General features: G+C 52.0%; 23 protein-coding genes and 1 pseudogene. 18 read left to right on the forward strand and 6 right to left on the reverse strand.

The annotated features are described in order from the left end of the window. Positions 1 to 238 precede the first annotated feature (238 nt). The gene (locus BLP80_RS16120; protein ID WP_256324947.1) at positions 239 to 490 is read right to left on the reverse strand and encodes a hypothetical protein; all 252 of its coding nucleotides are present in this window, start codon (positions 488 to 490) and stop codon (positions 239 to 241) included. Positions 491 to 772: 282 nt separating this feature from the next. Between BLP80_RS16120 and BLP80_RS04305 the strand changes: the two genes are divergently transcribed. From BLP80_RS04305 to BLP80_RS04385, 17 genes are all read left to right on the forward strand, one after another. Continuing rightward, the gene (locus BLP80_RS04305) at positions 773 to 1960 is read left to right on the forward strand and encodes an efflux RND transporter periplasmic adaptor subunit (RefSeq protein ID WP_090540494.1); all 1188 of its coding nucleotides are present in this window, start codon (positions 773 to 775) and stop codon (positions 1958 to 1960) included. 10 nt (positions 1961 to 1970) lie between these two features. Continuing rightward, positions 1971 to 5162, forward strand: coding sequence for an efflux RND transporter permease subunit (locus tag BLP80_RS04310; protein ID WP_090540496.1), 3192 nt, complete (start codon positions 1971 to 1973; stop codon positions 5160 to 5162). Between the two features lies 1 nt (position 5163). Then, on the forward strand, positions 5164 to 6630 hold the full coding sequence (locus tag BLP80_RS04315; RefSeq protein WP_090540498.1) for an efflux transporter outer membrane subunit: 1467 nt from the start codon (positions 5164 to 5166) through the stop codon (positions 6628 to 6630). A gap of 45 nt (positions 6631 to 6675) precedes the next feature. After that, positions 6676 to 8322 (forward strand): phosphoglucomutase (alpha-D-glucose-1,6-bisphosphate-dependent), encoded by a 1647-nt coding sequence (pgm, locus tag BLP80_RS04320; protein ID WP_090540502.1) that lies wholly within the window; start codon positions 6676 to 6678, stop codon positions 8320 to 8322. Between the two features lie 52 nt (positions 8323 to 8374). Further along, positions 8375 to 10027, forward strand: coding sequence for a glucose-6-phosphate isomerase (gene pgi / locus BLP80_RS04325; protein ID WP_090540504.1), 1653 nt, complete (start codon positions 8375 to 8377; stop codon positions 10025 to 10027). Positions 10028 to 10074: 47 nt separating this feature from the next. Continuing rightward, positions 10075 to 10257: a hypothetical protein gene (locus BLP80_RS15095; protein ID WP_143002226.1), complete on the forward strand. Its 183-nt coding sequence runs from the start codon at positions 10075 to 10077 to the stop codon at positions 10255 to 10257. 60 nt (positions 10258 to 10317) lie between these two features. Further along, positions 10318 to 11922: a peroxidase family protein gene (locus tag BLP80_RS04330; protein WP_090540506.1), complete on the forward strand. Its 1605-nt coding sequence runs from the start codon at positions 10318 to 10320 to the stop codon at positions 11920 to 11922. A 113-nt stretch (positions 11923 to 12035) separates the two neighbouring features. Further along, positions 12036 to 13700 (forward strand): lipoxygenase family protein, encoded by a 1665-nt coding sequence (locus BLP80_RS04335; RefSeq protein WP_090540507.1) that lies wholly within the window; start codon positions 12036 to 12038, stop codon positions 13698 to 13700. Between the two features lie 373 nt (positions 13701 to 14073). Continuing rightward, on the forward strand, positions 14074 to 15096 hold the full coding sequence (locus BLP80_RS04345) for a hypothetical protein (protein WP_218120379.1): 1023 nt from the start codon (positions 14074 to 14076) through the stop codon (positions 15094 to 15096). 108 nt (positions 15097 to 15204) lie between these two features. Further along, a complete protein-coding gene (locus BLP80_RS04350; protein WP_090540511.1) occupies positions 15205 to 15495 on the forward strand; it encodes a hypothetical protein in 291 nt (96 codons plus the stop codon). A gap of 87 nt (positions 15496 to 15582) precedes the next feature. After that, positions 15583 to 16368 (forward strand): hypothetical protein, encoded by a 786-nt coding sequence (locus tag BLP80_RS04355; RefSeq protein ID WP_090540513.1) that lies wholly within the window; start codon positions 15583 to 15585, stop codon positions 16366 to 16368. A gap of 73 nt (positions 16369 to 16441) precedes the next feature. Next, entirely contained in the window at positions 16442 to 17206 is a 765-nt protein-coding gene (locus tag BLP80_RS04360) for a bestrophin-like domain (RefSeq protein ID WP_218120380.1), read from the forward strand. A gap of 433 nt (positions 17207 to 17639) precedes the next feature. After that, positions 17640 to 17945, forward strand: coding sequence for a DUF2934 domain-containing protein (locus tag BLP80_RS04365; RefSeq protein WP_176754265.1), 306 nt, complete (start codon positions 17640 to 17642; stop codon positions 17943 to 17945). 31 nt (positions 17946 to 17976) lie between these two features. Continuing rightward, positions 17977 to 18537 (forward strand): lipid-binding SYLF domain-containing protein, encoded by a 561-nt coding sequence (locus tag BLP80_RS04370; protein ID WP_090540519.1) that lies wholly within the window; start codon positions 17977 to 17979, stop codon positions 18535 to 18537. A gap of 34 nt (positions 18538 to 18571) precedes the next feature. Beyond that, the gene (locus tag BLP80_RS04375; RefSeq protein ID WP_176754266.1) at positions 18572 to 19426 is read left to right on the forward strand and encodes a DUF2092 domain-containing protein; all 855 of its coding nucleotides are present in this window, start codon (positions 18572 to 18574) and stop codon (positions 19424 to 19426) included. Continuing rightward, positions 19423 to 20298: a hypothetical protein gene (locus BLP80_RS04380; protein ID WP_090540520.1), complete on the forward strand. Its 876-nt coding sequence runs from the start codon at positions 19423 to 19425 to the stop codon at positions 20296 to 20298. The genes BLP80_RS04375 and BLP80_RS04380 overlap by 4 nt, the downstream gene beginning before the upstream one ends. Positions 20299 to 20527: 229 nt before the next feature. After that, positions 20528 to 21460 (forward strand): transporter, encoded by a 933-nt coding sequence (locus BLP80_RS04385; protein WP_090540522.1) that lies wholly within the window; start codon positions 20528 to 20530, stop codon positions 21458 to 21460. Positions 21461 to 21544: 84 nt separating this feature from the next. On the opposite strand, the pseudogene BLP80_RS04390 reads toward BLP80_RS04385, so the two are convergent. From BLP80_RS04390 to BLP80_RS16125, 5 genes and pseudogenes are all read right to left on the reverse strand, one after another. After that, positions 21545 to 21703 (reverse strand): annotated as a pseudogene (locus BLP80_RS04390) (DDE-type integrase/transposase/recombinase); the annotation flags it as partial. 187 nt (positions 21704 to 21890) lie between these two features. Continuing rightward, positions 21891 to 22655 (reverse strand): fatty acid desaturase family protein, encoded by a 765-nt coding sequence (locus BLP80_RS04395; RefSeq protein WP_371128807.1) that lies wholly within the window; start codon positions 22653 to 22655, stop codon positions 21891 to 21893. A 794-nt stretch (positions 22656 to 23449) separates the two neighbouring features. Further along, positions 23450 to 23716, reverse strand: a complete 267-nt coding sequence (locus tag BLP80_RS04400; RefSeq protein ID WP_090540621.1) for a hypothetical protein — start codon at positions 23714 to 23716, stop codon at positions 23450 to 23452. A 255-nt stretch (positions 23717 to 23971) separates the two neighbouring features. Next, positions 23972 to 24145, reverse strand: coding sequence for a hypothetical protein (locus BLP80_RS15585; protein WP_176754267.1), 174 nt, complete (start codon positions 24143 to 24145; stop codon positions 23972 to 23974). 3 nt (positions 24146 to 24148) lie between these two features. Then, positions 24149 to 24283, reverse strand: coding sequence for a hypothetical protein (locus tag BLP80_RS16125; RefSeq protein WP_256203509.1), 135 nt, complete (start codon positions 24281 to 24283; stop codon positions 24149 to 24151). 382 nt (positions 24284 to 24665) lie between these two features. On the opposite strand from BLP80_RS16125, the gene BLP80_RS04405 reads away from it, so the two are divergent. Continuing rightward, positions 24666 to 25730, forward strand: coding sequence for a sulfotransferase family protein (locus BLP80_RS04405; protein ID WP_090540526.1), 1065 nt, complete (start codon positions 24666 to 24668; stop codon positions 25728 to 25730). Positions 25731 to 25794: the final 64 nt, after the last annotated feature.

Raw genomic sequence — 25794 nt, forward strand, 5'->3', positions numbered from 1 at the left:
CACTTGTCTTTTGATTAATAAGAAAGATTTTGCTCAGTCGGGTGTATGAATCACTACACCCCTCTTTCTCAAAACTTCCCTATTAATCAAAATCTTGCGTGATCATCACGCGAATTTATGAAATATTCGGGTTAACGCGCGTGTAGCGAAAGAATTGGCGGATTCAGGCTACTGATCAACAAAGAAGTTGTACTACCATGGCGTCCGGGTCCCTATCATGGGACGCCGCCAACCAGGCTCATTGCCGATCCCTGAGTACATCGGTGTGACCGGCGTCAGTGACCATGATGGCAAGATATTTGATCAGATTCGACCGCAATTGCACAGCAATGAACTGTATGGCGATAAAGCTTATCAACGGCCCGACGTCATTGACACTATCTGGAGCCACAGGATCAATGGCTGCTAACCGCCACCGACACGGATTTCGCGCCCTGGCATATCGTGCATTCGGACGACAAGAAGCGCGCGCCTGAATCTGATTGCGCATCTGCTGAAGCAGATTCCCTACGAGCGCATACCACACAAGAAGATCAAACTGCCCAAGCGCATCACGGAGCGCGCCTATGATGATCAGACGACCATGGTCGGCCGGCGCTGGATTCCAGAGATTTATTAAACCCTGCGTCTACGTATTTGCACGTATTTCTTTAACCAGCGTATTTTAATAAGCTATTAGAGAAACAGAGTGTAATCAAAGAGGGCGTTGATTTTTCCTGGACACCATTTTGAATGCCGGTGCGCCATACGGCGACCGCAAGGGAGTTTTTCTATGTGCACACGAGTCCTCGCTATTATCCTTGCCCTTGTTGCTTTCGCCGCGCTCGCGCTCGCTGGCTGCTCAAAGGAAACGTCTGCACCACAGCCACGCCCGGCGCCCGAGGTGACCGTGCTGACCGTAACGCCACGGGATATTTCCTATACGCCCAGTTTCGTTGCGCAGACCGAAAGTTCGCGCCAAGTCGATATTGTCGCTCGCGTTTCGGGTTTCCTCGACCGCATTGCGTACCAGGAAGGTGATCTGGTGAAGGAAGGGCAATTGCTGTTTCAGCTCGACCCCAAGCCGTTCAAGGCTCAACTGGAGGCTGCCCGCGGTGAGCTGCAGGCGCAGCAGGCAAGGTTTAAAACAGCGAGTGCCAATCTCAAGCGCGTCAAGCCGCTCACCGAGCAGGACGCACTTTCCCAGGCAGATCTGGATCGGGCGCAGGGCGAATTCGACGCATCGAAAGCGGCCGTGTTTGCGGCCAGCGCGAAAGTGAAAGAAGCTGAGCTGAATCTCAGTTATACGACCATCCATTCTCCGGTAACAGGTCTGGCGAGCCGCTCACTCCAGCGCGAGGGGGCGTATGTGAACGCGATGACGGAGACTGCGAACCTTACCTACGTTGCCGCGATCGATCCGATCTGGGTTACATTCAGCGTTTCGCAGAATCTGATGGCACGCTGGCGCGAGGAAAGCCAAAAAGAGCTGATTGTTATGCCAAAGAGCCTAGATTATGAGGTAGAGCTGGTTCTCCCTGACGGCACGCCATTTGCAGAGAGAGGCAAGATCAATTTTGCCGATCCCTCGTTCAGCCAGGATACCGGCTCGTTCATGGTGCGCGCGGTGCTGCCAAATCCAGAGAGGGAGCTCCGTCCCGGCATGTTCGTGACGGCATACCTGAAAGGTGCGCTGCGGCCCAACGCGGTCGTGGTGCCGCAGCTCTCGGTGCAGCAGGGCTCGAATGGTCACATTGTATATGTGATCAAGCCGGACGACACTGCGGAGGTGCGGCCAGTGGTGGTCGGTGACTACGAGGGCGAGAAAGACATCGTGATCGTGACTGGACTCCAGGCCGGAGACCGGATCGTGGTGGACGGCGTGCTCAAGGTGGTTCCCGGTCAGCCGGTCAAGATCATGGAGCCGGCTGCGGACAAGGATGAAGCAGTGGTGAATCCCGTCGCGGCTGGGCAGAAGTAGGGGCGGCGCCATGTTCACTCACTTTTTTATCGACCGTCCGATTCTCTCCGCTGTCATCTCGATCTTGATCGTACTCGCGGGCGCGGTGTCGATGTCTGTCTCGCCAATCGAGCAGTATCCCGATATGGCGCCACCGCAGGTTACGATTGATGCGCGCTATCCCGGCGCCACCGCTGAGGTGATCGCAAACAATGTGGCGGCGCCCATCGAGGCGCAACTGAACGGGCTGGACAATCTGCTCTATTTCTATTCAACCAGCTCCTCGAGCGGCAACGTGCAGATCGTCGTCGTGTTCAAGCAAGGCAGCAACCCGGATATTAATCAGGTCAACGTGCAGAACCGCTTAAGCCAGGCGATGCCTCAGTTGCCGGAGGTGGTGACCCAGCAGGGGATTACGGTAGATAAGAAATCGCCCAGCATCATGATGGTGGTGTCGGTCTACTCGCCCGACGAACGCTACGACTCAGCCTATATCGCCAACTATACCAATCTCTACGTGCTCGATGAGTTGAAGCGTGTGCCAGGGGCGAACCGCTCCTCGGTGTTCGGGCTCCCCGATATTGCGATGCGTGTATGGTTACGTCCTGACCGCATGGCCCAGCTTGGCATCACAGTGAGCGAAGTGAGTAGCGCGATCCAGAGTCAGAATCAAACTTTCGGCATTGGCCAGCTTGGCGCGCCACCGGTGCCGCCCTCTGTGGAGCAGCAGTTCGTAGTGACGGCGCAAGGCCTGCTCACCAAGCCGGAGGAGTTTGAGAACATCATCGTCCGCACTGCCAAGGAGGGTGCTGCCATCGTCCGCATCAAGGATATCGGGCGGGTCGAGCTTTCCCGGCGGGATTACTCCATGCCGAGCCGCATGAACGGCAAGACTGCGACCACGATCGGCGTCTATCAGCAGCCGGGCGCGAATGCAGTGGAAACTGCCAAGGGCGTACGCAAGAAAATGGAGGAGCTGAAGGCGAAATTTCCTACCGGCCTGGATTACAAGATCGTGCTCGATACTAGCCAGTTTACCCTCTACTCGATCGATAAGGTGGTGCATACCTTCTTTGAGGCGGTGGTGCTGGTGGTGCTGGTCGTGTTTGTCTTCCTGCAGTCACTGCGGGCGACCGTCATTCCGATCCTGGCGGTGCCGGTGTCGATCATTGGCACGTTCGTCGGCATGTATATGCTCGGGTTCTCGGTCAACATGCTGACCATGTTCGGTATGATTCTCGCGATCGGACTGGTGGTGGACGATGCCATCGTGGTGGTCGAGAACGTCGAAACAAACATCACCAAGAAAGGGTTAAGCCCACTGGCCGCCGCCAAAGAGGCAATGACAGAGATTGCGGGTGCGCTGATTTCGATTGTGCTGGTGCTGCTGGCAGTGTTCCTGCCAGTTGCATTTCTTGGCGGGGTGACTGGAACGCTGTACAAACAGTTCGCGGTTACCATCGCCATTTCGATGGTGATCTCGGGAATCATTGCGTTGACTCTGTCACCGGCGCTGGCCGCAATCATCATCAAGGCTCATCACGGCAAGAAGAACCGGTTTTTCCAGGCATTCGAAAACACGTTCGAGTCTCTCCAGCGCGGATTCCTGAGTAACGTTGCTCGCGTCATGCAACTGTGGCCGGTTTCTCTCATTGTGTTCGGCGGGGTGGTGGTCGGCATCCTGCTGATGTTCCGTATTCTGCCGGCAAGCTTTGTGCCGGAAGAGGACCAGGGCTATTTCTTCGTGCTTGCCCAGGTTACCGACACGGCCAGTCTCAACGTCACGAGCCGTTTCAGCCAAGAACTGGAGCAGATCGTGCTCAAGGATCCCGCCGTACAGGATGTCGGTACGGTCAACGGTTACAGTTTTGTCGATGGTCAGCAGAACAACAGCGCTGCGCTCATGTTCGGTTTGCTGAAACCTTTTGAGGAACGCAAGGATGCGAGTCTGCTGTCATTCGATACACTGAAGCGGCTTAACGCGCAGTTCGCAACACACAAGGATGGCAAGGCTTTCGCGGTCAATCCGCCCTCGATCCCCGGCTTAGGCACCACGGGTGGTTTCGAGTTCTACATCCAGAACCGCGGTTCGGGTGATCCGCGCGCTACTGATGCTGCGCTCAAGGCGTTCCTTGCCAAGGCGCGCGAGCGCAAGGAATTGCAGGCAGTGAACACGACATTCAGTGCGAACAGCCAACAGCTGTTCGTCGATCTTGATCGTAACAAGGCCGAAGTGCTAGGCGTGCACGTGGCCGATGTCTTCAACACGATGCAGGCCTACTTCGGTTCCCAGGTGGCTGGCCAGTTCTCGCAGTTTAGTCGCGTATGGTTCGTCATTATCCAGGCTGATGCGACCTACCGTGTGAACCCGGAGGATTTCAGCAAGGTCTATGTTCGCTCGTCAAATGGCGCTAATGTGTCACTTTCATCGTTGATCACGACTCGCTATATTGCCTCACCGAAGCTGATGACGCGCTTTAATGGCTTTCCGGCGGTGAAGATTACTGGCAGCCAGGCTCCCGGTTACAGCTCGGGAGACGCAATCCGGGCGATGGAGGAATTGGCGCGCGATACACTGCCTGGCGACTTTGCCTACGCTTGGGCGGGACAGGCGCTGCAGGAAAAGGGTGCCGGCGGGACTTCTTCATCAGCTTTTATTTTCGGCCTGATCGTGGTGTTTCTGCTGCTCGCTGCGCAGTTCGAGAAGTGGACGCTTCCCATTGCAGTGGTGCTCACCGTTCCCTTCGCCGTCCTGGGTGCGCTGCTGCTGACCTGGCTGCTCGGGCTCGAGAACGATGTTTATTTCCAGGTCGGCTTGGTGACACTGGTCGGGCTGTCTGCAAAAAACGCGATTCTGATTTGCGAGTTTGCGATTGAGCGCGTCCGTCACGGCATGCCGCCGCGGGAGGCGGCTATTGAGGCGGCGGGACTGCGGCTGCGCGCCATCATGATGACCTCATTCGCCTTCATCCTTGGTTGCGTGCCGCTCGCGATCGCGACCGGGCCCGGCGCGAACAGTCTGCGCGCGATTGGCACCGGCGTGATTGGCGGGATGCTCGCGTCCACGCTGATCGCAATCTTTTTTGTGCCGCTGTTTTTCTGGTTGTTGGAATCGATGAGCGCGAAGTTCGCTGGCAAGAAAGCGCCTGAGGGGGGTCAGGATGAGGGTGCACCCGCATCCGCGCCCACAGAAGTATCGCCTGCAAAAGTGGAGGGCGATTGACATGCGCCGTATCGTTCTTCCCATGCTCGCAGCTGGTTTACTCACCGCATGTGCGGTGGGTCCCGATTATCTGCGTCCGGTGATCGAGACGCCCGAGAAATGGCGGGTCGACTATCCGCAGGCGGCAGCGGTCGCGAACGTCGGCTGGTGGGCTGAGTTCGGCGATCCGGCGCTCAACGCGCTCATTGAGACGGCGTTGCATGAAAATCGGGATATCCAGGCCGCTGCCGCCCGGGTGGATCAGTTCATCGGCGCGTTGCAAACCACTCGCGCGCAGTTCTACCCGCAGATCGGCTACAACGCGGACGCAAGCCGTAACCGCGCCACGGAACGTGGGCTGACCCCTCTTCCGCCGGGCACTGACCCCTATTACGCGCTCTATCGCGGCGCACTCAACGCGTCTTGGCAAATCGACCTGTTCGGGCGCATCCGCCGCCAGAGCGAAGCTGCCCAGGCGCTGGTATTTGCCAGCGAGCAGGGCCGCAGGGGGGTCATCCTCTCGGTTGTGACGAGTGTTGCGGCAAGTTACATTGGATTGCGCGCGCTCGACCGCCAGCTCGAGATCGTGCGTGCCAGTGCGGCGAACTACGCGGATACGCTGCGGATTTTCGAGCTGCGCTACCAAGGCGGCGTGGTATCGCAGGTGGAACTCTCCCAGGCACTGTCGCAATACCAGCTGGCACTCGCCGCGATTCCATCCATCGAGCAGCAGATCGTCGCGCAGGAGAATCTCATTTCGATCCTGCTCGGACGTAATCCCACCTCGATCCCGCGCGGCAGCACCATCGACGAACTCATCGCTCCAGCGGTTCCCCCGGACTTGCCTTCGGCGCTGCTGGAGCGCCGGCCCGACATCGTGCAGGCCGAGCAGAACCTCGTGGCCGCCAATGCCAATGTTGGCGTGGCAAAGTCATTTTATTACCCGACCATCACGCTCACCGGTCTGCTCGGCTCGGCGAGCACCGCATTCGGCAACTTCCTGACAGGGCCGGCCAGCACATGGTCGGTGGCTGCCGGACTTGCGGGGCCGATCTTTACTTTCGGCGCGATCGAAGGACAGGTGAAAACCGCGGAAGCAGCCCAGCAGGAAGCGCTTGCCTTCTACCAGGCGATAATCCTCAACGCTTTTCGCGAAACGAACGATGCACTCATTGGCGCAGTGAAGCGGCGCGAAGAAGCCGAGGCTCAGGCAAAGCGCGCCATGGCGCTTAAGGAGTACGCGCGTCTTTCCCGGCTCAAGTTCGACAACGGCTATGCGGACTATATCGAGGTGCTCTACTCGGAGAACGAGCTCTTTAACGCAGAGCTTACCGCAGTGCGCTCGAAGGCCGCGCGTTATACTGAACTGGTGAACGTCTATAAGGCAACGGGCGGCGGTTGGGTTGACGAAGCCGAGAAGCTCGCGCCGAAGCCACGGTTCATGACGGTGAAACCGGTGAGAGAGGATAGCTTGCCGGAAGATAAATGATTGTTTTAATTATGTTATGCTACTTATCATCAAAGGATACGAATTATGGCGATTTCCCCTGATGCAGGCAAACCGGCTCCCAAAGAGATACTCGTTGATTTGGCAAGACTTGAACGGGAGTATTACGCGCGCCGTCCCGACTTGACAGATACTGCCCAGTTAGTGAGTTTCGGCACCAGTGGGCATCGAGGTTCGCCGCTGCACGGATCATTCACCGAGGCGCACATTCTGGCGATCACCCAGGCCATTTGTGACTACCGGCAGGGCCGGGGTATTGACGGGCCGCTCTACCTGGGCAAAGACACGCACGCTTTGTCGGGGCCAGCTCAGCGGACTGCGCTGGAGGTGCTGGCAGCCAATGGTGTCACAACGATCATCCAGAAGAATGACGGCGTCACGCCGACGCCGGCCATCTCGCGGGCGATCCTCGTTTACAACCGGGATCGTAACGAACATCTCGCTGACGGTATCGTCATCACGCCCTCGCACAACCCGCCGGAGGATGGCGGTTTCAAGTACAACCCACCCCACGGCGGGCCCGCTGATGTCGATGTCACCAAGTGGGTCGAGCAGCGGGCCAACGAGCTATTGCGCCAAGAGAACCTCAGCGTCAAGCGGATACCCTTTGCATCTGCTCTCCAGGCAGACACGACGCATCAGGATGACTTTGTGATGCCTTATGTCGAAGATCTGCGTAACGTGGTCGATATGGACGTCATCCGGGCAGCCGGTTTGAAGCTGGCCGCCGACCCGCTCGGCGGCGCGGCAGCACCTTACTGGGAGCCTATCAACGCCGTCTATCACCTGGATATTGCGGTCGTGAACCCGACGATCGATCCCACCTTCTCATTCATGACGGTCGACCATGACGGCAAAATCCGCATGGATCCTTCCAGTTCCTACGCCATGGCCCGGCTCCTGGGTCTCAAGGATCAATACCGTGTCGCTTTTGCAAACGATGCGGATGCTGATCGGCATGGCGTGGTTGTGCCGTCCGTAGGGTTGATGAATGCCAACCACTACCTGGCGGTCGCTATTCACTACTTGCTAACTCACCGGAAATGGCCTGCCCACGTGGCTGTCGGCAAGACGCTGGTCAGCAGCAGCATGATCGACCGCGTGGTCAACAAGCTGGGCCATCCGTTGCGTGAGATGCCGGTGGGCTTCAAGTGGTTCGTGCCGGGATTGCTTGACGGCTCGCTTTGTTTCGGTGGTGAAGAAAGCGCCGGAGCCAGCTTCCTGCGGCATGACAGCACCGTGTGGACCACGGACAAGGACGGTCTGATCATGGACTTGCTGGCGGCCGAGATCACGGCTAACACAGGAAAGGACCCCGGCGAGCATTACCAGGAACTGGAGGCCGAGTTTGGTACACTGTATTACACGCGGATCGATGCCCCTGCGACCCCTGCGCAGAAGGCGAAACTGGCAAAATTGTCAGCGGAAGCGGTTGCAGCGCCCAAACTCGCGGGCGAGCCCATCCGCATGAAGCTGACCAGTGCCCTGGGTAATAACGCGCCGATTGGCGGCCTCAAGGTGGTGACTGACAGCGGTTGGTTTGCAGCCCGTCCCTCCGGCACCGAGAACATTTACAAAATCTATGCGGAGAGTTTTAAGGATCAGACTCACCTGGAGGCGATCGTGAGCGAAGCGCAGGAAATCGTGAGCGCTGCAGTGAGCGGCGCATGGTAATGCTTCAAAGTGGCGCGGCCATGCAGACGGCAAATTAGAGGAGACTTTCATCATGACAACTGTAGTAGAACAAACCCTGCCTCTCGCCGAGCGTAATGCATGGAAAGCTTTGGCAGCGCATTACGAACATGTTCGCCACTTCCATCTCCGGGCGCTCTTTGCCGATGATCCCCGGCGCGGCGAGCATATGACGGCCGAGGCGGCGGGTCTCTACCTTGATTACTCGAAAAACCTCATTACCGACGAAACGCTCAAGCTGTTAATGCAGCTCGCCGAAGAATGCGGACTTCGCCAGCGGATCGACGCCATGTTCTGCGGTGAGAAAATCAATATCACGGAGAACCGCGCTGTGCTGCACGTGGCGCTGCGCGCACCGAAAGGGGCTTCCATCATCGTGGACGGCGAAAATGTCGTTCCCCAGGTGCATGCCGTCCTCGACAAGATGGCTGATTTTTCCGACCGTGCTCGGAACGGCACGTGGCAGGGGTATACCGGCAAACGCATTCGCAACGTCGTCAACATCGGCATCGGCGGCTCCGATCTCGGTCCGGTGATGGCCTTTGAGGCACTGAAACATTACAGCGAGCGGACCATGACATTCCGCTTCGTATCGAATGTCGACGGCAGCGACTTCGCGGAAGTAGTCCACGATCTGGATCCGGCAGAGACCCTTTTTATCGTTTCTTCCAAGACTTTTACCACGCTCGAGACGATGACGAACGCCTACACGGCCCGCGATTGGTCGCTCGCTGCTTTCGGGGGAGACCGCAAGGCGATCGCCAGGCACTTCGTAGCGGTATCGACGAATGCGGCGGAAGTGGCGAAGTTCGGTATCGATCCTGCTCAGATGTTCGGATTTTGGGACTGGGTGGGCGGGCGTTACTCCATGGCCTCGGCCATCGGTCTTTCGACCATGCTGGCGATCGGGCCAGTCCATTTCCGTGCCATGCTCAATGGTTTTCACCAGATGGACGAACACTTCCGGACGGCTTCATTCGAGAACAATCTGCCGGTGCTGATGGGCTTGCTCACGTTGTGGTACACCGACTTCTTCGGCACTCAGGCCGTGGCCGTGTTGCCCTATGAGCAGTACCTGAAACGATTCCCTGCCTATTTGCAGCAACTGACGATGGAGAGCAACGGCAAACAAGTTACGCTTGATGGATCCAGGGTCAGCTATAACACCAGCCCAATCTATTGGGGCGAACCGGGGACCAACGGCCAGCATTCCTTTTACCAGTTGATTCATCAAGGCACCCGGTTGATTCCTTGCGACTTTATCGCCTTCATCGAGACACTTAACCCGCTCGGGCGGCACCACGATATTCTGATGTCGAACGTCTTTGCCCAATCTGAAGCCCTGGCCTTTGGCAAAACCAGCGAACAAGTCAAGGCCGAGGGTACGCCAGATTGGCTGGTACCGCATCGCGTCTTTGAGGGTAACCGCCCGTCCAACACCCTCCTCGCCGAGCAGCTTACGCCCGAGACGCTCGGTAAGCTGGTCGCCCTCTATGAACACTCGGTCTTTACTCAGGGCGCGATTTGGGGAATCAATCCTTTCGACCAGTGGGGCGTGGAACTGGGCAAGGTGCTGGCTCAGCGTATCATCCCGGAGCTGGAAAGCCAGGCAGAGCCCGTACTCGAACATGACAGTTCCACCAATCAGCTGATCCGTCGCTATCGACGCTTCAAGGGGATTTCCTGATGAACCCGGCTGCCGTGGACTTGAGTACCGGGAGAAAGGAGTAGGCTATGCGACGCCTCCCTGCAACGGCACGGCATCTCCTGCCGCCTACCGGAGATCGAAAGCGGCCCGCTTGCGGAGAAAAGATTCAAGAAATAGCCTGCCGGCTGCTTCCCTATCGATATCGCCGAAGTGTAGATGGAAGCAGGCAAACGCTATCTGTTCGTGACCATCGAACGCATATGTTTTAAGGACTAAGAAGAATGTAAGCCATCAATGATTTGCCACATAAATAAAAAAGGGGTGAGACTATGGACGAGTTTCTTTTTCAGATTGCTTTTCGGCTGGTAAATAGGTTTCCATGGATTGGCAGGATGGCCTCGCGCATAACCTGGCTGCGGCGGTTTATCAGTGACAATTTTATCAATTGGCAGGCCTATGCCACGAACCCTCGTCCTAGACCGTTTTCCATGGCTGCACCCTATACCACATGGCAATCATTGACGGATAGAACATTCACTGGGCGGCATTTGCCAGAAGCGGAAGGAGAACAGAATCTTCCGAGTATGGGGAGAGTCGCTAATCTATGGAGAAGAAAAGAAAATAAAGAAATCCCGTCGGTCGATACCAGCATATTGTTTTCTTTCTTCGCCCAATGGTTTACTGACAGTTTTCTGAGGACGGATTTTCTCGATCGCCGGAAAAATACCTCAAATCACGAAATCGATCTTTGCCAGATCTATGGTTTGCGTGAAGAAATTACCCATTATTTGCGGCTAAAAAAAGATGGAAAGCTGAAGCATCAAATGATCGATGGAGAAATTTTTCCTCCTTACCTTTTTAACGTTGAAGAAACGACCACGGGTAATTGGGTGTTCGCTAATAAAGAATTTGAGAAATTGCACCCTCGCTATGCTTTGGATTTTGTTTTTCACAATGTTCCTGAGGAGCGGTTAAAACGCATGTTTGCCGTTGGATTGGAGCACGGCAATTCGTCGATTGGCTATACCCTAATGAATACCATCATGCTGCGAGAACACAATCGGATTTGTGACTTGCTAAAAGAAACCTATCCAGAGTGGGATGATGAGCGCTTATTTCAGACAGCTAGAAACATCATGATTGTCCTGCTGATTAAAGTCGTCTTGCGGGATTACGTTTCGCACTTTACACGGTTTGATTTTACCCTTGATCCCACACCGGGTATGGCGGAAAGGCAGCGCTGGTACCGCACCAACTGGATCTCCTTGGAATTTAATCTCCTCTATCGATGGCACTCAATGGTGCCGGAATACTACATGGTCGGTAATAAGCGATTCAAGCTAGATGAATTTCGTAACAATACGCCTTTAGTAACGCAATATGGTGTTGGGCCATTGATAACGGCTGCTTCGATGCAAAGAGCCGGCCGTGTCGGGCTATACAACACCCCGGGTTTCTTTTTTGATCCGCTACCCATTGGTGATGATAATCGAAGTGTCATGGAGCGCACCATTGAGATGGGACGGCAGGCCAAGTTGCGTTCATTCAATGATTATCGCGAGGCATTCGGCATGCCTCGCTTGAGGAGTTTTGAGGAACTCACGGACGATCCCGAACTACAGCGGGAACTGAAGGAACTCTATCATGACCGGATCGAGGATCTGGAATGGCAAGTCGGTATATTTGCCGAAGATCATGATGAAGGTTTTAGTCTTGGTCGCCTTATGGTACGTATGGTGGGGTACGATGCATTTACCCATGCGCTGACCAACCCCCTTGTATCGACCTATGTACATAACGAAAGGACATTTTCGAAAGTTGGACAATTCGTTATCGAAGAAACAAACTCGCTTGCGGATATTGTTAAACGTAATGTAAAGGACAGCGACATCGTGGCAAGCTTCAGAACATCTACGCTGTCATCAGACAGCTAACCCGAATATTTCATAAATTCGCGTTAAGAGGTTGTTTAGCTTAAATGTGGAAGTGATAGCGAAATAATCCTAGAAACCGGACGAATTCCTCTTTTGTAAAGGAGCATCGCACGATGAATAAGCTACCACAAAATGAAGAAAATATACGCAAGATAGAAAATCGGAAAAATTATCTTCTTGATATGCAGGCTAAATATCAATACGCATATGAGTATGCCAATACTATCGCTGTCGTACGTAAGTTACCGTGCCGGGAGATACCCGGCATTGGGTATTGGCTGCGTGGAGGGTTAAATCTGTTACAGTTGATTCCAAGCTTGTCTAGCCTATTGGCTACTTATTTGCGCTATTTGCTCGGCAAGCCAATGGAAAGTTATCAAGACTATGTTTTTTATCCGTTTAGTCCGCCAAACCCAGATCTGGTCGATAGCTTCCAGCAAGATCTGATATTTGGTTTGCAACGTGTTATTGGGGTAAATCCAGTCGTATTGCGCGCCGTAACCCATCAGCATCCTCTACCAGAAAAATTGTCAGAATTTCAAATGCGACGCATTTTTGAGGATCAAATTGATGAGATTGATTATGCGGCGGCCATTGGACAAAAACGCGTGTATGTTCTGGACTATGCGGCCCTGGATATATTGCAGCTAAACCCCGGGCATATCGATGGTGGCCGCAAGCAATATGTCACAACGCCGATTGTAGTGCTATTTCTGCAATCAGATGGCATGTTGCGACCGATCGCAATACAGCTATATCAAGATCCCGGGCCCGACAATCCAATCTATACTTCAAAAGACGGCAATCTTTGGTTGGCGGCAAAAATATTCGCTCAAATCGCTGACGGCAACCACCACATACTTTATACCCATGCGACCCGTATTCATTATGTCATGGAAGCCATCATTATGGCCTCACGTAGGCAGCTTTATAAATCTCATCCACTCTATGTTTTATTAAATCCACATCTTCAATATACACTCAATGTTAATCACCAGCACACTTTCCTGAAAGATCGAAAAGGGCGTCCTGGCCGGTTTGGGGAGTTATTTGCTGGAGATTATGACGCGACGATTCAGTGCATGGCCAATGGCATGACGAGCTTTAACTTTAGAGCATCCGCTTTTCCTAATGATATTGCGAACCGGGAAGTCGATAATCCTGATCTTTTTTATCCTTATCGCGATGATGGAATTTTGTTATGGAACGCAATTCAAAGCTTTGTCAAAGAATATGTCGATTTATATTACAAATCTGAAGCAGATATTGCCGAGGACTATGAAATTCAGGCATGGGCAAATGATATCAGAGCACAAGATCGCGGTAGAATCCCTGGGTTTCCTGCCAAATTCGAGTCTAAGCAAGAACTCACCGAGACGCTTGGTCATATCATTTTTCTATGTACTGCTTTTCATTCGTGCATTCATTTCAACCAATACAAATATCCGGGGTTTGTTCCCAATATGCCGTATTCGGCTTATGCGCCCCCTCCGATGGGAAAAAACACTGGAATCGATGCGGCTGAACTATTGAAGTTCCAACCAGCATTCCGGGCTGCTTATTCGCAAACGTGGACCTATTTCCTGACAAATTTCCGTGTCAACCGGATTGGGCAGTACCCACTGCAGCAATTCGATCCTGAAGCACGCGATGCGATAACGCGGTTCAGAAACCAGTTAGAGGAAATAGAGGAACAAATTGATCGAAGAAATAACAACCGTTCTGTCACTTATGATCGCATGAATCCAAGGTTAATCCCAAACGGTGTAACTGTTTAATGAAGTGGATTCAAGATTGCATTGCAGAACTTATGATGGCTTGACCGTCACTGAGCGATACGCCGAAGCGTGCCTCAATGTGAGCTAGTACATTCCTATAACAGTCATTGACTACATTCTTATCTGGATTATAAAAGTCCGATCCAATTTGAAGCTGAAATGGCAGCAACTTAAAAAAGTTATTTAACTGGATGATTACAAAATACTTGACCAGGTCAATTTCTTGATCATTTGTCAATAAAGCTTGTCCCTACGTGTTTATACGTATTCTTTTAATCAGCCTATTCTAATAATCTATTGAAGTATCAGGGGTTAATAACAAAGACTGCTTATTTTCCTATAAACGATCCTCAACCTTATAACGAGGTAGCGTATGTTGCGTTTTCTGAGTTCGCTGTTCACAACGCCAGCGGAGCGGACGGAAGGTCTGGATGCGGCCTTGATCGAGACAGCCATCGAGCGAGCAGTGGACGGCACAGATCGGCGTATCCGTGCCATTGGGCAGTATCGAAAACGGCTTCATCAGCCTGCGGAACGCGCCGTCACTCACGTGATCTCCCTTGTCGACGCCTTGCCTGCGCCGATAGAAATAAGTCCGCGGGCATTTGGCGCGAATCCATTTTTACGTACATTCTTTGTTTCGACCGACCACTTGCGCGAAGTTTTCGGGGGCTTCAAAACCCTACGCGATTACCTGACGAACTTGACCGGGCCGGTTCCCGAGCAGATTTTCGGTCTGCTGAGTATGGACATGGAGGAGCGCAAGGTGTTCGGAGTAGAACTCGTTGGTGACACTCTGCGCCGCGATGTCATGCAAGTCACTGTGAATTTTTTCAATTATCGTTACCTTGGGCCCACCAGCAATGAGCGGGATACTCGCCGCGAACTGAAGAAACGCGCCTTTGATTTTTTGATCGAAAAGGCGCTGGAGCGCATTGCAGGCGAGCAGGGCAAACGCAGGGAGCTGGATCGCCAACGGCATCTCCTGAAACAAAAGCTCGCAGCCATGAAGACAGGAAGTTGGGGGCTTGATGCAATGCTGATCGATCTCGAACGGCAGCGCCCTGACCTTGCCGCTCTGGAAGCGGAGATCGAAGCCATTGATGGGGAACTTGGACAATTTCATACCGATAATCTTGATCTGGAAGAGAGTCTTGCCTGTGTTGTTGATACCTTGAGCCATCCTGCAGCCTGGCTTGCCTCTCGTGAGATTCGCCTGCGCCTTGATTCCATGGGAATCAAGATTGAAGATTCATCAGCAGCATCAAAAGAAATTGTGTTGACCGAGATTTCTTCAGGTACGGGGGAGCGAAGAATCATACTGTTGGGGCATATTGCACGAGCTGACATACCGGAGCCGCGGGATCTCTGGCGGGAGGCGCAACGTTACCTGTAAGCGCAGTGCTGGCGGGAGCAAAGCGTTGCATGATTTTTGTTACTACGACGGCTGTTGCAGCGAGGGCTGCCAGCGTGATCTTTTTAAATCCATTATGAGGAGGAAAACATGATCAACAATGAGAAAGATCTTGGGGTGGGGATAGCGCTTTTGGAGCGACTTACCACGCAGACGCTGCCAAGAGCCTTTGAAATCAAAAAAAAGGTTGACCGTGGCGAGCAATTGATCGAGTGGGATATCGATTTTCTCCAGAAGCTGCTCGAGCGAGCCGAAGAGATTAAGCCCCTCGTTGACCGGAATCCGGAATACCAGGGGGTGTATGCACAGGCGGTGCATCTTTATAAAGAGATTACTGAGCGGGCGCTCCTCAACGAGAAAGAATCCGCGCCGCCCGGATAAATTCGATCGACTCGAGATCGGCGCGTAACAGTGGAGTATCCGCTAAGCTACCAGCAATTTTTGATGAACAAACCAGGAGTTAACTCAATGAAAACCAATATAGGGTCTTCTCTGTTTGTATTTATGATCCTTGCGTTGCAGGGTGGTCTTGCTCAATCCGCAGGAGATGGTTCAGTAATTCCTTTGCCGGAAAAGGATCGCCTGGCGATCGAGAAGTATTTGGGAAAGGGGGTTGTTGGGGAAGCTATTCCTGCGCCAGCGCTTGCCGATACTACCCGGTATCTTGCTATTAATGTTAGCGCTAGAAACTATCGTCTCGTGAGCGGGCCGGATAAAGGCAAAGTCGAGCATCATCAAACTACTCTGCTGAAACAAGACGGCGGCGGAACGACCTGGCGATATGACACCGGAGCCAGGTTCATTTTTTTCATCAACGCGAAGGCTAATGGCGATTATATCGTGACGGGTGCTACCGATAACGAGGAAGGCGTCATGACTCAGTATTTGCCTGGCGAGCCTTTGATGCTGCAAGGATTGGCGCCTGGTAAGGAACGTAACATAACGGTCGGTATGAAAGTCTTCGATTTGAGCAACCCGGACGAACAAACTCACACGGGCTCGTTGAACATCGATTACCGTTACATGGGCGCCTATAAAGTCACGGTACCGGCAGGCAGCTTCGATGCGGTTCTGGTCAAATGGACCTTCAAGGGAAAGATAGGTCCTGCCTCGCTCAATGATACCCAGTACCGGTTTTTTGTAGCTGATGTCGGCATGGTTGCGGCTGTCGAGCAAATGGATGTTTCAGCCATGCTCATCTATAACAAACAGAGGAAAATTGCGAGGGTGCTGGTCGACAAGCCGAAATCCTGACAAAGTATAAAACCAGATAGGCAGGGTAAATTAACAGATGCATTACACTGAATACACTCAAATTGTAAGTATTTTGGGCTTCTCTTCACTAGGATTATTCATCGGCCTGCTGCTTGCCTTTGGGATTGGCCGGCATATAGGCATTCGATGGCTGCCAGAATCGGAAAGCGAGCACACTTCCTCGGGGCTGCTCGACGGTGCCATCTTCGGGCTGTTGGGGTTGCTGATTGCCTTCACTTTCTCCGGAGCCGTTTCACGATTTGATGATCGGAAAGATTTGGTGATCAAAGAGGCGAATGCCATCGGAACGGCTTACCTCCGGCTGGATTTGCTGTCGGCCGGAGCGCAGCCGGCACTGCGCGCTTTGTTTCGGCAATACCTGGATGCGCGTCTGGAGGTTTATCAGAAGCTACCTGATCTGGCGGCTTCGGAAGCTGCCTTGGTTCGCGCGAATGCGCTGCAAGGTGAAATTTGGTCAGCATCGGTAAAAGCCTGTCAGGCGACGGGATCAGTGCCGACTACTACCTTGCTGTTGGCGGCATTAAATGAAATGTTCGACATCGCTACGCAGCGCACTATTGTTGCGCTGGAGATGCATCCACCGACCATCATCTTCGTGATGCTGTTCGGCCTGGCGTTGATAAGTTCGGTATTGGCCGGCTATACGACGGCAGGCGCCCGGGGATATAGTTTGACTCATGCGGTGATCTTCGCCGCTATCATTGCGGGCACGGTCTATGTGATACTCGATATCGAATACCCTCGTTTAGGTCTGATTCAGCTCGATTCCGTGGATCGAGTGTTGGTAGCCCTCAGAAAAAGTATGGAATCACCTTGAAAGTCAAAAACTAGCAAAAGGAGCGAGGAGGCGTGGAGAATTTGAGGTGACAGGTGCTGCCAATACCTATTGGGTATGGGTTACCACTTCTAGTGATTGGGCAGATCCGCCTGAAAGGCAGGAAGGCATCAAGCTTTTGACGTATTGCATAGCTTGAGTCCAAAAAAGATTTTTGATCGCTGGTTGTCAATGAAAACTGCTTCTACGTGTTTGCACGTATTTTTTTAGTGAGCATATTTCGATAATCTAGTAAAGCATCAAAGCTTAATAAAAAAAGACGTTTATTTTTTCTATATACCAAAGGCCCTGGTCGGTGTGGTTAGGGCTGTCAAGCTAACTTGACAGCCCCGAAGGGTGCTAAGGGGTGCTTAGCAGGCGGGCGTAGCCTGTCCGCGCTTCGTGCCCCTCATCTTCAACGATGGAGGACACAAATATGACTAAACAGACACGCATCGCGATTAACCAGCAAAGCAATCCCAAGATGATGTGGCGAGAGACTGTAAACGTTGAGCAGCACGAAGCGATGATTCGCGCAGCCGCCTACTATCACTACGCAAAGCGCGGCTACACTCCCGACCATGATCCCGACGACTGGCTTGCGGCTAAAGCCGAGCTTAAGCGTTGGATGCCCAAGTCCCAGGAATTGCCGCTTGCGTTATTTCTTCGTGCCGCCATTGAGATATTTCCCCACGCTTCACTGTTCGGCGACATAACCAGATCAAAAGAGGAATCAGTATGAAAACCAGTTTAACATCAAAAGGAGAAGCAGTATGAAAACCAACTTAATGATTTGCTCAATTTTGATTATTGCTTCGATGCTAGTTGGCTGCGCCACCGGCAGCGGGCAAGGAGATCTAAAGGCTGCCGCTGAGATTGACCGTGAAGTCGATATTGCTTTAGCACAGCTTTATCAGAATCAGCCCGAGGCAAGGGACTTGGCGGCGCGCGCGAAAGGGATCCTGGTGTTTCCGCATATTCTCAAGGCAGGATTTATCGCGGGGGCTCAGTACGGGAAAGGCGCGATGCGTCAAGGGAGCAGAACAACCGGTTACTATAACATTGTTGCGGGCTCATACGGTTTGCAAGCCGGCGTACAGTCGTTTAGTTATGCGATGTTCTTCATGAACGACGAAGTGCTTGCTGCTCTCGATAGCAGTAAGGGATTTGAAGTCGGCGTTGGTCCGAGTGTCGTGATTGTGGATGCTGGCGTGGCCAAGACGTTAACCACTACGACAGTCAAGGACGATGTCTATGCCTACATTTTTGGGCAGCAAGGTTTAATGGCTGGCCTGGGTTTGCAGGGGTCGAAGATCTCCCGGATTACACCCTGACCGGATCGATACTATCAGTTAAAGGAGATGACCCATGAAGACCCAAAGACAAACGTGCATACGTACTTTACTGTACGTATCGGTCCTGATGGCCACCCTAGGTTGTGCCCAGCAACATGCGCTGACACGACCCGAGCCTTTGGTAGCCCCGCAAGCGGGTACGGAAGTGGTCACAGAGCTGACAGCGAAGGATATCCTCATGGGCATGGCCGAATTCCTGGCCAAGACGCCACGGTTCAGTGTTAACCTCGAATCGAGCTATGAAGTGCTGCAGGAATCCGGTCAGAAGATTGAATTCGGCGAGAGCCGGAAAGTCATCGTGAGCCGGCCTAACGGACTGCGCGTCGAAGTAGAGCATAGTGATGGCGAGCAACATCTGGTTCAGTACGATGGCAAGGAAATCACCGTATTCAGTCCGTCAAAGAATGTTTATGCGCAGACACCGAAACCTGGAGGAATCGATGAGGCGGTCAGGTATTTTCTCAGGGATCTCGGTATGAGGTTGCCGCTCGCTATGCTCCTGACAAGCCAGTTCCCAACAGAACTCGATCGCCGTACCCAGGAGCTTGATTATGTGGAGAGTACCGTTATTGATGGGGTACTCACCCATCATTTGGCAGGACGCACTGAAACGGTCGATTATCAGGTCTGGATTGCTGATGACGTTCAACCATTGCCGCTTCGGATCGTGTTGACTTATAAAAATGCAGAAGGTCAGCCGGCTTACCGGGCACAGTTTTCCAACTGGAACCTGACGCCTGAGGTTAAGGATTCCCTGTTTGCATTTACCCCGCCTAAGGGGGTGCAGAGGATTTCCTTTGCCGCAGAGTTGCCCAAAATTGCAGCGGAGAGATTAACCAATCCAGCGAAAACCGGGGGGCGGAAATGAAGACCAAATCTTACTTGATCATGACCGTGATCGCGATCACACTCATTTTTTTGATAGGTACCGTGGCTGAGGCCGAGGCCCGTACGCGTGGCGGCGGTGGAGGGGGGGGAAGGGCATCCGCTGGCGGGGCGAAGAAGGCTAGTGGCAGTTTTTCTCGTAGTGGCGCTGCCGCGAGCGGCAGCTTCTCGTCCGGTTCTAGGCAAGCACAAGCCGGCGCAAGGAGCACCGGAGCTCCAGCCGCCTCCGCATCGCGAACGGCCAGCCGATCGCAGGCTGCGCAGACCGCATCGAGAACTACCAGCCGATCTCAGACCGCGCAGACGGCCAGCCGCTCTCAGGCCGCGCAAACCGCGTCCACAAGCCGAGGGGAGACTCGGCAAGGCCGGCAGCAGGCTTCGACTGAGAAGGCTGGCGTACACGAGGAGGGACGTACAGAACGCACCCAGTCCCGGCAGGAGGGCAGTACTGAGCGCACTCAAGCCCGGCAGGAAGGCAGTACGGAACGCGCTCAAGCCCGGGCGGATACCCGGCAGACCTATGGGGAGCACCACGGCGATTATTACGGCGATCATGGGCACTACGATGATGGCGATGACTGGGATGACGGTGAAGTGGCAGCGCTCGCGATTGGTGCTGCAGTGGTAGGTGGGGTAGTCGGGTATGCAGCGGGTCAGTCATCTGCCGAGCAGACTGCGGCACCTTCTTCAACAGTCGTTTATACCGCGCCTCCTTCCGGTTCCGCAGGCTTGCCCTGCACCCCCAACACGACCGTTGTCAGCGGAGTGACCTACTATCAATGTGGGACTGCCTGGTATACTCAGGCTTACGGGAGCAGTGGCGTCATGTATATGCCTGTACCCGCACCCTTTTAGGCAATGAGTCGAGGGGCCGCTTACTTCGACTAGGCATATTGAAAGATCAAATCTTTTGGGCCGGGGGTAATACCCCGGCCCTTTTTGCAATCAACTAAAAAGGTTTGCCATCGATAGGTTATCCTGAAGCCTTTTAGCCCGAATATTTCATAAGTTCGCACGTGCCAATTTATGAAATATTCGGGCTAGAGCAGTACCACCGCATCTTATTTATTGACTACGGGGTCGAATGAGTAGGCTTTATCGGCATGAAGGCTTAAGGTTAATTCGGTTTGCTGCAGCGATGCTTGCTCTGGCTGCGTTGGCTGCCAAAGGGCAGGAAATCGAACCGCGCGCCTATACCAATGCCCCGGTAGGGCTTAATTTTCTGATTGCAGGCTACAACTATACAACCGGCGGCGTGGCTACCGATCCTGCTCTGCCGATTGAGAATACCCAGGTTGAGGTTCATACCACGCTTTTTGCTTACGCGCGTTCGCTGGATTTCTTTGGTAAGTCCGCCAAGTTTGATGTGGTGCAGCCCTATGCCTGGGCCTCGGGCAGTGCCACAGTTAAGGACCAATTTGGCGAGCGTGAAGTATCCGGACCTGCTGATACAAGATTTCGCTTTGCAGTCAATCTTTATGGCGCGCCCGCACTTTCCATGAAAGATTTTGCAAACTACAGACAGGATACGATAGTCGGCGCGAGTGTAGAGGTGACCGCACCCAGCGGCCAGTATGACGAAGACCATCTGCTCAATATCGGCACCAACCGCTGGTCGATCAAGCCGGAGATCGGGGTTTCCAAGAGCCTGGGGCGCTTGACATTAGAGTTAGCCGGAGGCATCCGGTTTTACACAGAAAACGACGATTTTTTTGGTGGCAGAGCCCGCGAACAGGATCCGCTCTATTCTCTGCAGGGGCACCTCACTTACAGCTTCGGCTACGGTATCTGGGCAGCGGTGGATGGCACCTTTTATACGGGCGGACGAACCACGCTCGATGGTGTGGAAAATAACGACAAGCTGGAAAATTCACGCATAGGTGCTACGCTTGCGCTGCCTGTGAACCGCTATAACTCGGTCAAGATTTTCTTCCATACCGGTGTCTCAGTTCGTACTGGTAGTGATTTCAGCGCAATGGGAATTAACTGGCAATACCGCTTCGGTGGAGAACATTAATTCATGTTGCCGGTTCAGCAAAGATCAAAGCCCATTGTTGGATCGAATGCGAGAGATCATTGACATTAATTCCGCTATTTACAAGTCGATCGTGTTGCCGCACTTATCAATGGCTTTGTATAGATGCGTCCACTTTCCTTTGACCTTCACATAAGTCTCATCCACCCGCCAGCTATAGCCCATGGTCGGTTTCCACAGCCACCGCAGGCGTTTTTCCATCGCTGGAGCATAATACTGAACCCAATGATTCTACTCTTCTTATTTTCTGCAACAGAGCCCAAAATAGGCAAAAGGAAGATCCTTACGCAAGCGTAGCTGATGGCGCAGGAAGAATTCGTGGTAGCAACCGCAGTTATGATGTCATCGTAAAGCCACGGTCTGCCCTTGTTTGGCGCTGTAGGAATCACCTTTCTTCAGGCAGGCGAGGACGTCAAAATGAGTTTACAACTACACGAGCAGCGTTGAGCTTTTTATTTTGTTCTAGACTTTCCGGTCCTCTTATCATGGCATTCAAAAAGACAGAAAAATAACTTTTATCAATAATTGCGTTTTGACGTTCGATTTCAGGCAACATCAAAGCATGTAATTTCTGGAGGTTATACCAAGGTACAGCAGGATATACATGATGCCCAATATGGTAATTAATATTATTCCAAAACCAAGAATTTATCGGATTACTGATAATGGTTCGAGTGCCGGCAAGTTGTCCAGAGCTCCAGGGTGTTCCGTAATGCTCTGCTACAAAGCGAATGCTATTAAAAAATCCAAAAAATATGAGTGGCCAAAACCAAATTGCAAAAACTTCAGATGCGATGCTTTGATTAGATGCCCAGTAAAAAACGGCGACCATTAAAGTTATATGCAGTGCAATTTCAGTCCAATGAATCAGAGCCTTGACACCTCTAAATTTTTGTACTGGAAAAATAAACGTAAACTGAATCGCAGTAAGAAATACTCCCACCAAGGCGTACGCATAGAAAAGGATATAATCACCAATCTCACGTTTGCCCATTGTAAATGCATCTGGGTCTTTTTGAGTGCGGTTATGGCGATGATGAATGAGATGATCTTCTTTGAATGAAGTGAATGAAATAAACATGGGTATGATGGCGAAAGTACCAAATGCCCAATTCTTCCACTTTGCTTTGAATAGAACATTATGAGTGCATTCATGCATAAAAGTCATGATACCCATTTGCATGTACCCCATTGCAAGATAACACAGCCACGTAATAATCCAGTGGGGAGAATTCCAACAAACTACTCCCAATCCGATCCAGATTAAGTAAAATAAAGGTATCTTTAGGTTGGGTTGCCAGCGTTGTTGATAAAGTTTTCTCAGTTCAACATTATTAATTTTCAATCTGCCTTAAAGTAAGAAATACTCCAAAAACCATTATCATGGTAGGTAATTTTATTGTAATTACCTTAATAAGTATGAAGCTGACTCAGTTTTAGATCGAAAGAATCCGTTCTTTCTGTTTGCTCCCTTAACTAGATTGTAAATTACACAACCGGTTTACTATACGCCTACTAAGAACTGCTTAATATCATTGTCGCATGATTTATTTTGACTCCCAGACCAGAACTCGAACCTGGGACTTGGGAATTCAGTTTGAAGCGTCAAATATCTTACTCAAATCGTCAAGCAAGATCATTCTGCAATAAAGTTCAGGTAATCTGGATAATCAAGGCAGTATCCCGAAGGGCAAGCAGGGCAAAATTGAAGAGACCCAACATGCTCCACTTAACCCGAATATTTCATAAATTCGCGTGATGATCACGCAGGATTTTGATTAATAGGGAAGTTTTGAGAAAGAGGGGTGTAGTGACTCATACACCCGACTGAGCAAAATCTTTCTTATTAATCAAAAGGCAAGTGAGGGCACGTGCCAATTTATGAAATATTCGGGTTAACTATTCTATGCGCGGCTTCTCACGAATATAGTTAAATAGGGCTTCCTCGGTCAGATCAGGTATTTTCCACTGCTAATATTTGATGTCCTGTCCTTCCTTGCGGGCATCCTGCTTGGCCTCTCGCTTGTCCTGCCGGCATTCCGCCCGAGATTTTTCATCCCCCGCTTTGCATTCAGCCTTGGTCTCTCTTGCCTTCTGGCGGGCATCCTGCTTTATGTCTCGGGCTTCGCGGCGTTGCTCACCTTGTTCGGTTGCGTAGCTCGTCAACGGTGGTATCAACAATGCAGTTGCAATGGCTAAGTTCGATGCGACAGCTTGAAAACCTGCTTTTCTATTCATTCTATTGCTCCTTGATATGAGATCAATTTCACATTTACTGTCCAGACAAGCCAGCAACAACAATGCCAACTCCGCTCTAAAATCTTCAGTAAAACAACGTATAGGAAAAATAAATACCGCTTTCTTTGACATATCGTATCACTTCAATAAATTATCAAAATACGCTGACTAAATAAATACGTGTGAACACGTAGGTATAATCCTTATTAACAAGTGATAAAAATCTATTCTTTTTGACTAGGGTCTATTGACATTTCACATAGGTAGCCACTTGAACAGCAGTTCACGGTTGTTCGTCTTCCTTGATCCATACCTGATGCCTTCTGGCACCTTTTCCATAACGCTCACGACCCAGGCTTTTGACCAGGGCCGCTTATGGTGGTTTGCAACCTGCTCCTGCAAGCCGATTGCGAGGGGCCATGCCCTCATCTCTTACGCCGCTTGCTGTGGCACACTGATATCTCCACCCTGGAAATTCACTTCAACAGTGCGCTTCTTTACATCTGGAAAATTAAATGATTCCTGGATACACTTTGTTACTGGCAATTCCTTTTCTTTATTCGGCATAGGTAACTGAATTATAAAGAATTATAAGAGAGCTGACATTTCCCTTCGTGCAATATTGAGGTTAGCTGCGTCAGCTATTAGGAATTCCCTAAACCATAAAATTTTTTGATGGCTTGTCTATAAAAATTATCCCTACGTATTCGCACGTATATCTTTAATCAGTATATTTTAATAATCTGTTAAAGCACGAACGCTTAACCCGAATAGTTCATAAATTCGCGTGATGATCACGCAGGATTTTGATTAATAGGGGAAGTTTTGAGAAGGAGGGGTGTAGTGATTCATACACCCGACTGAGCAAAATCTTTCTTATTAATCAAAAGACAAGTGAGGGCACGTGTCAATTTGTGAACTATTCGGGTTAATAAAAAGGGCATATATTATGCAAGCTAATCAGCAGATGATTCAATTTCCTGGTTTTCCTGATTTCTTCGTGGTGGGTGCGCCGCGCTGCGGCACCACATCGTTTTGCCGTTACCTTGCGCGCAACCCGCAGATAGGCTTCTCGCAGCCGAAAGAAACACACTACTTCGCTCGGCTCGATAATGAGCCTTCCGAGACTGAGCTGCGGCGGGACTATCTTGATCGCTATTTCGGTCATTGCGCTGCTGATTGCCGCGTCGTGGGCGAAGGGTCGGTAACATACCTCTACCTGCCCGAAGCGATTGAACAAATTCTGCGCTTTAATCCTAGCGCACGGTTCATCGTCCTGGTTCGCGATCCGCTGACGATGCTACCTTCCTATCACCAGCGGCTGCGGTACCTGCTGCAAGAGGACGAACCAGATTTCTGGAAAGCATGGGCGCTCCAGCAGGCGCGCGCCCGAGGGGAGAACATCCCGAAGCAATGTCTCGATGCCCGGCTGCTGATATATAGTGAGATCGCAAAGTTTGGTGCGCAAGTACAGCGACTCTATTCCATCGCCGGGCGTGAACGAACGCACGTCATCGTTTTCGATGATCTCGTAACCGACCCGCTCGACGTCTACCGGCGTGCCCTCGAGTTCCTTCAAGTCGACTATGACGGCCAGACGCGTTTCGAGCGGAAATGCCCGAGTCGTATGTATCGGTATCGCTGGCTGCAGCAGCTGCTTTACCTGCCAGTGATGCGCCGTGGAAAAGTAATCGATACGTTGCGGCGCCACAAAGCCAATTACCATCAGGATGGTTCAAAGCGCCGGAGTCTGATCAGCCGGGTGGCTGGTTGGAATACGATCGCCGAATCGCCTGCGCCGTTGACCCCTCAGGTGGCCGGCGTCGTGCGCGAGACGCTGCGACCCGACGTCCAGCTTCTGTCCCGATTGCTAGACCGCGATTTGAGTTCCTGGCTCGCCGGAAAAATAGATCGTGTTACGTATCGCTTACTGCCATATTGGGGCAGTACAGCATCTGATCCAGGAGGGGGCAGGCCACCCGCATTGCAAAAGTTTTTACCGAAGTCGATGTAACGGCAACCGGCAGCACCCATTGCTCGAGTAACTAAGCTAATTTATCTGAATGTATTAATAAAAC

The sequence above is a fragment of the Nitrosomonas sp. Nm132 genome, from assembly GCF_900100485.1.
GTDB lineage: Bacteria > Pseudomonadota > Gammaproteobacteria > Burkholderiales > Nitrosomonadaceae > Nitrosomonas.

Coding starts and splice junctions, on each gene's coding strand:
- BLP80_RS04335 (WP_090540507.1), top strand. CDS start 12,036: ATGAATAAGCTACCACAAAATGAAGAAAATATACGCAAGATAGAAAAT.
- BLP80_RS04395 (WP_371128807.1), bottom strand. CDS start 22,655: ATGGGTATCATGACTTTTATGCATGAATGCACTCATAATGTTCTATTC.
- BLP80_RS04345 (WP_218120379.1), top strand. CDS start 14,074: ATGTTGCGTTTTCTGAGTTCGCTGTTCACAACGCCAGCGGAGCGGACG.
- BLP80_RS04315 (WP_090540498.1), top strand. CDS start 5,164: ATGCGCCGTATCGTTCTTCCCATGCTCGCAGCTGGTTTACTCACCGCA.
- BLP80_RS04405 (WP_090540526.1), top strand. CDS start 24,666: ATGCAAGCTAATCAGCAGATGATTCAATTTCCTGGTTTTCCTGATTTC.
- BLP80_RS04330 (WP_090540506.1), top strand. CDS start 10,318: ATGGACGAGTTTCTTTTTCAGATTGCTTTTCGGCTGGTAAATAGGTTT.
- BLP80_RS04365 (WP_176754265.1), top strand. CDS start 17,640: ATGACTAAACAGACACGCATCGCGATTAACCAGCAAAGCAATCCCAAG.
- BLP80_RS16125 (WP_256203509.1), bottom strand. CDS start 24,283: ATGCCGAATAAAGAAAAGGAATTGCCAGTAACAAAGTGTATCCAGGAA.
- pgm (WP_090540502.1), top strand. CDS start 6,676: ATGGCGATTTCCCCTGATGCAGGCAAACCGGCTCCCAAAGAGATACTC.
- pgi (WP_090540504.1), top strand. CDS start 8,375: ATGACAACTGTAGTAGAACAAACCCTGCCTCTCGCCGAGCGTAATGCA.
- BLP80_RS16120 (WP_256324947.1), bottom strand. CDS start 490: ATGCGCAATCAGATTCAGGCGCGCGCTTCTTGTCGTCCGAATGCACGA.
- BLP80_RS04355 (WP_090540513.1), top strand. CDS start 15,583: ATGAAAACCAATATAGGGTCTTCTCTGTTTGTATTTATGATCCTTGCG.
- BLP80_RS15095 (WP_143002226.1), top strand. CDS start 10,075: ATGCGACGCCTCCCTGCAACGGCACGGCATCTCCTGCCGCCTACCGGA.
- BLP80_RS04380 (WP_090540520.1), top strand. CDS start 19,423: ATGAAGACCAAATCTTACTTGATCATGACCGTGATCGCGATCACACTC.
- BLP80_RS04375 (WP_176754266.1), top strand. CDS start 18,572: ATGAAGACCCAAAGACAAACGTGCATACGTACTTTACTGTACGTATCG.
- BLP80_RS04370 (WP_090540519.1), top strand. CDS start 17,977: ATGAAAACCAACTTAATGATTTGCTCAATTTTGATTATTGCTTCGATG.
- BLP80_RS04400 (WP_090540621.1), bottom strand. CDS start 23,716: ATGAATAGAAAAGCAGGTTTTCAAGCTGTCGCATCGAACTTAGCCATT.
- BLP80_RS04350 (WP_090540511.1), top strand. CDS start 15,205: ATGATCAACAATGAGAAAGATCTTGGGGTGGGGATAGCGCTTTTGGAG.
- BLP80_RS04310 (WP_090540496.1), top strand. CDS start 1,971: ATGTTCACTCACTTTTTTATCGACCGTCCGATTCTCTCCGCTGTCATC.
- BLP80_RS04305 (WP_090540494.1), top strand. CDS start 773: ATGTGCACACGAGTCCTCGCTATTATCCTTGCCCTTGTTGCTTTCGCC.
- BLP80_RS15585 (WP_176754267.1), bottom strand. CDS start 24,145: ATGAGGGCATGGCCCCTCGCAATCGGCTTGCAGGAGCAGGTTGCAAAC.
- BLP80_RS04385 (WP_090540522.1), top strand. CDS start 20,528: ATGAGTAGGCTTTATCGGCATGAAGGCTTAAGGTTAATTCGGTTTGCT.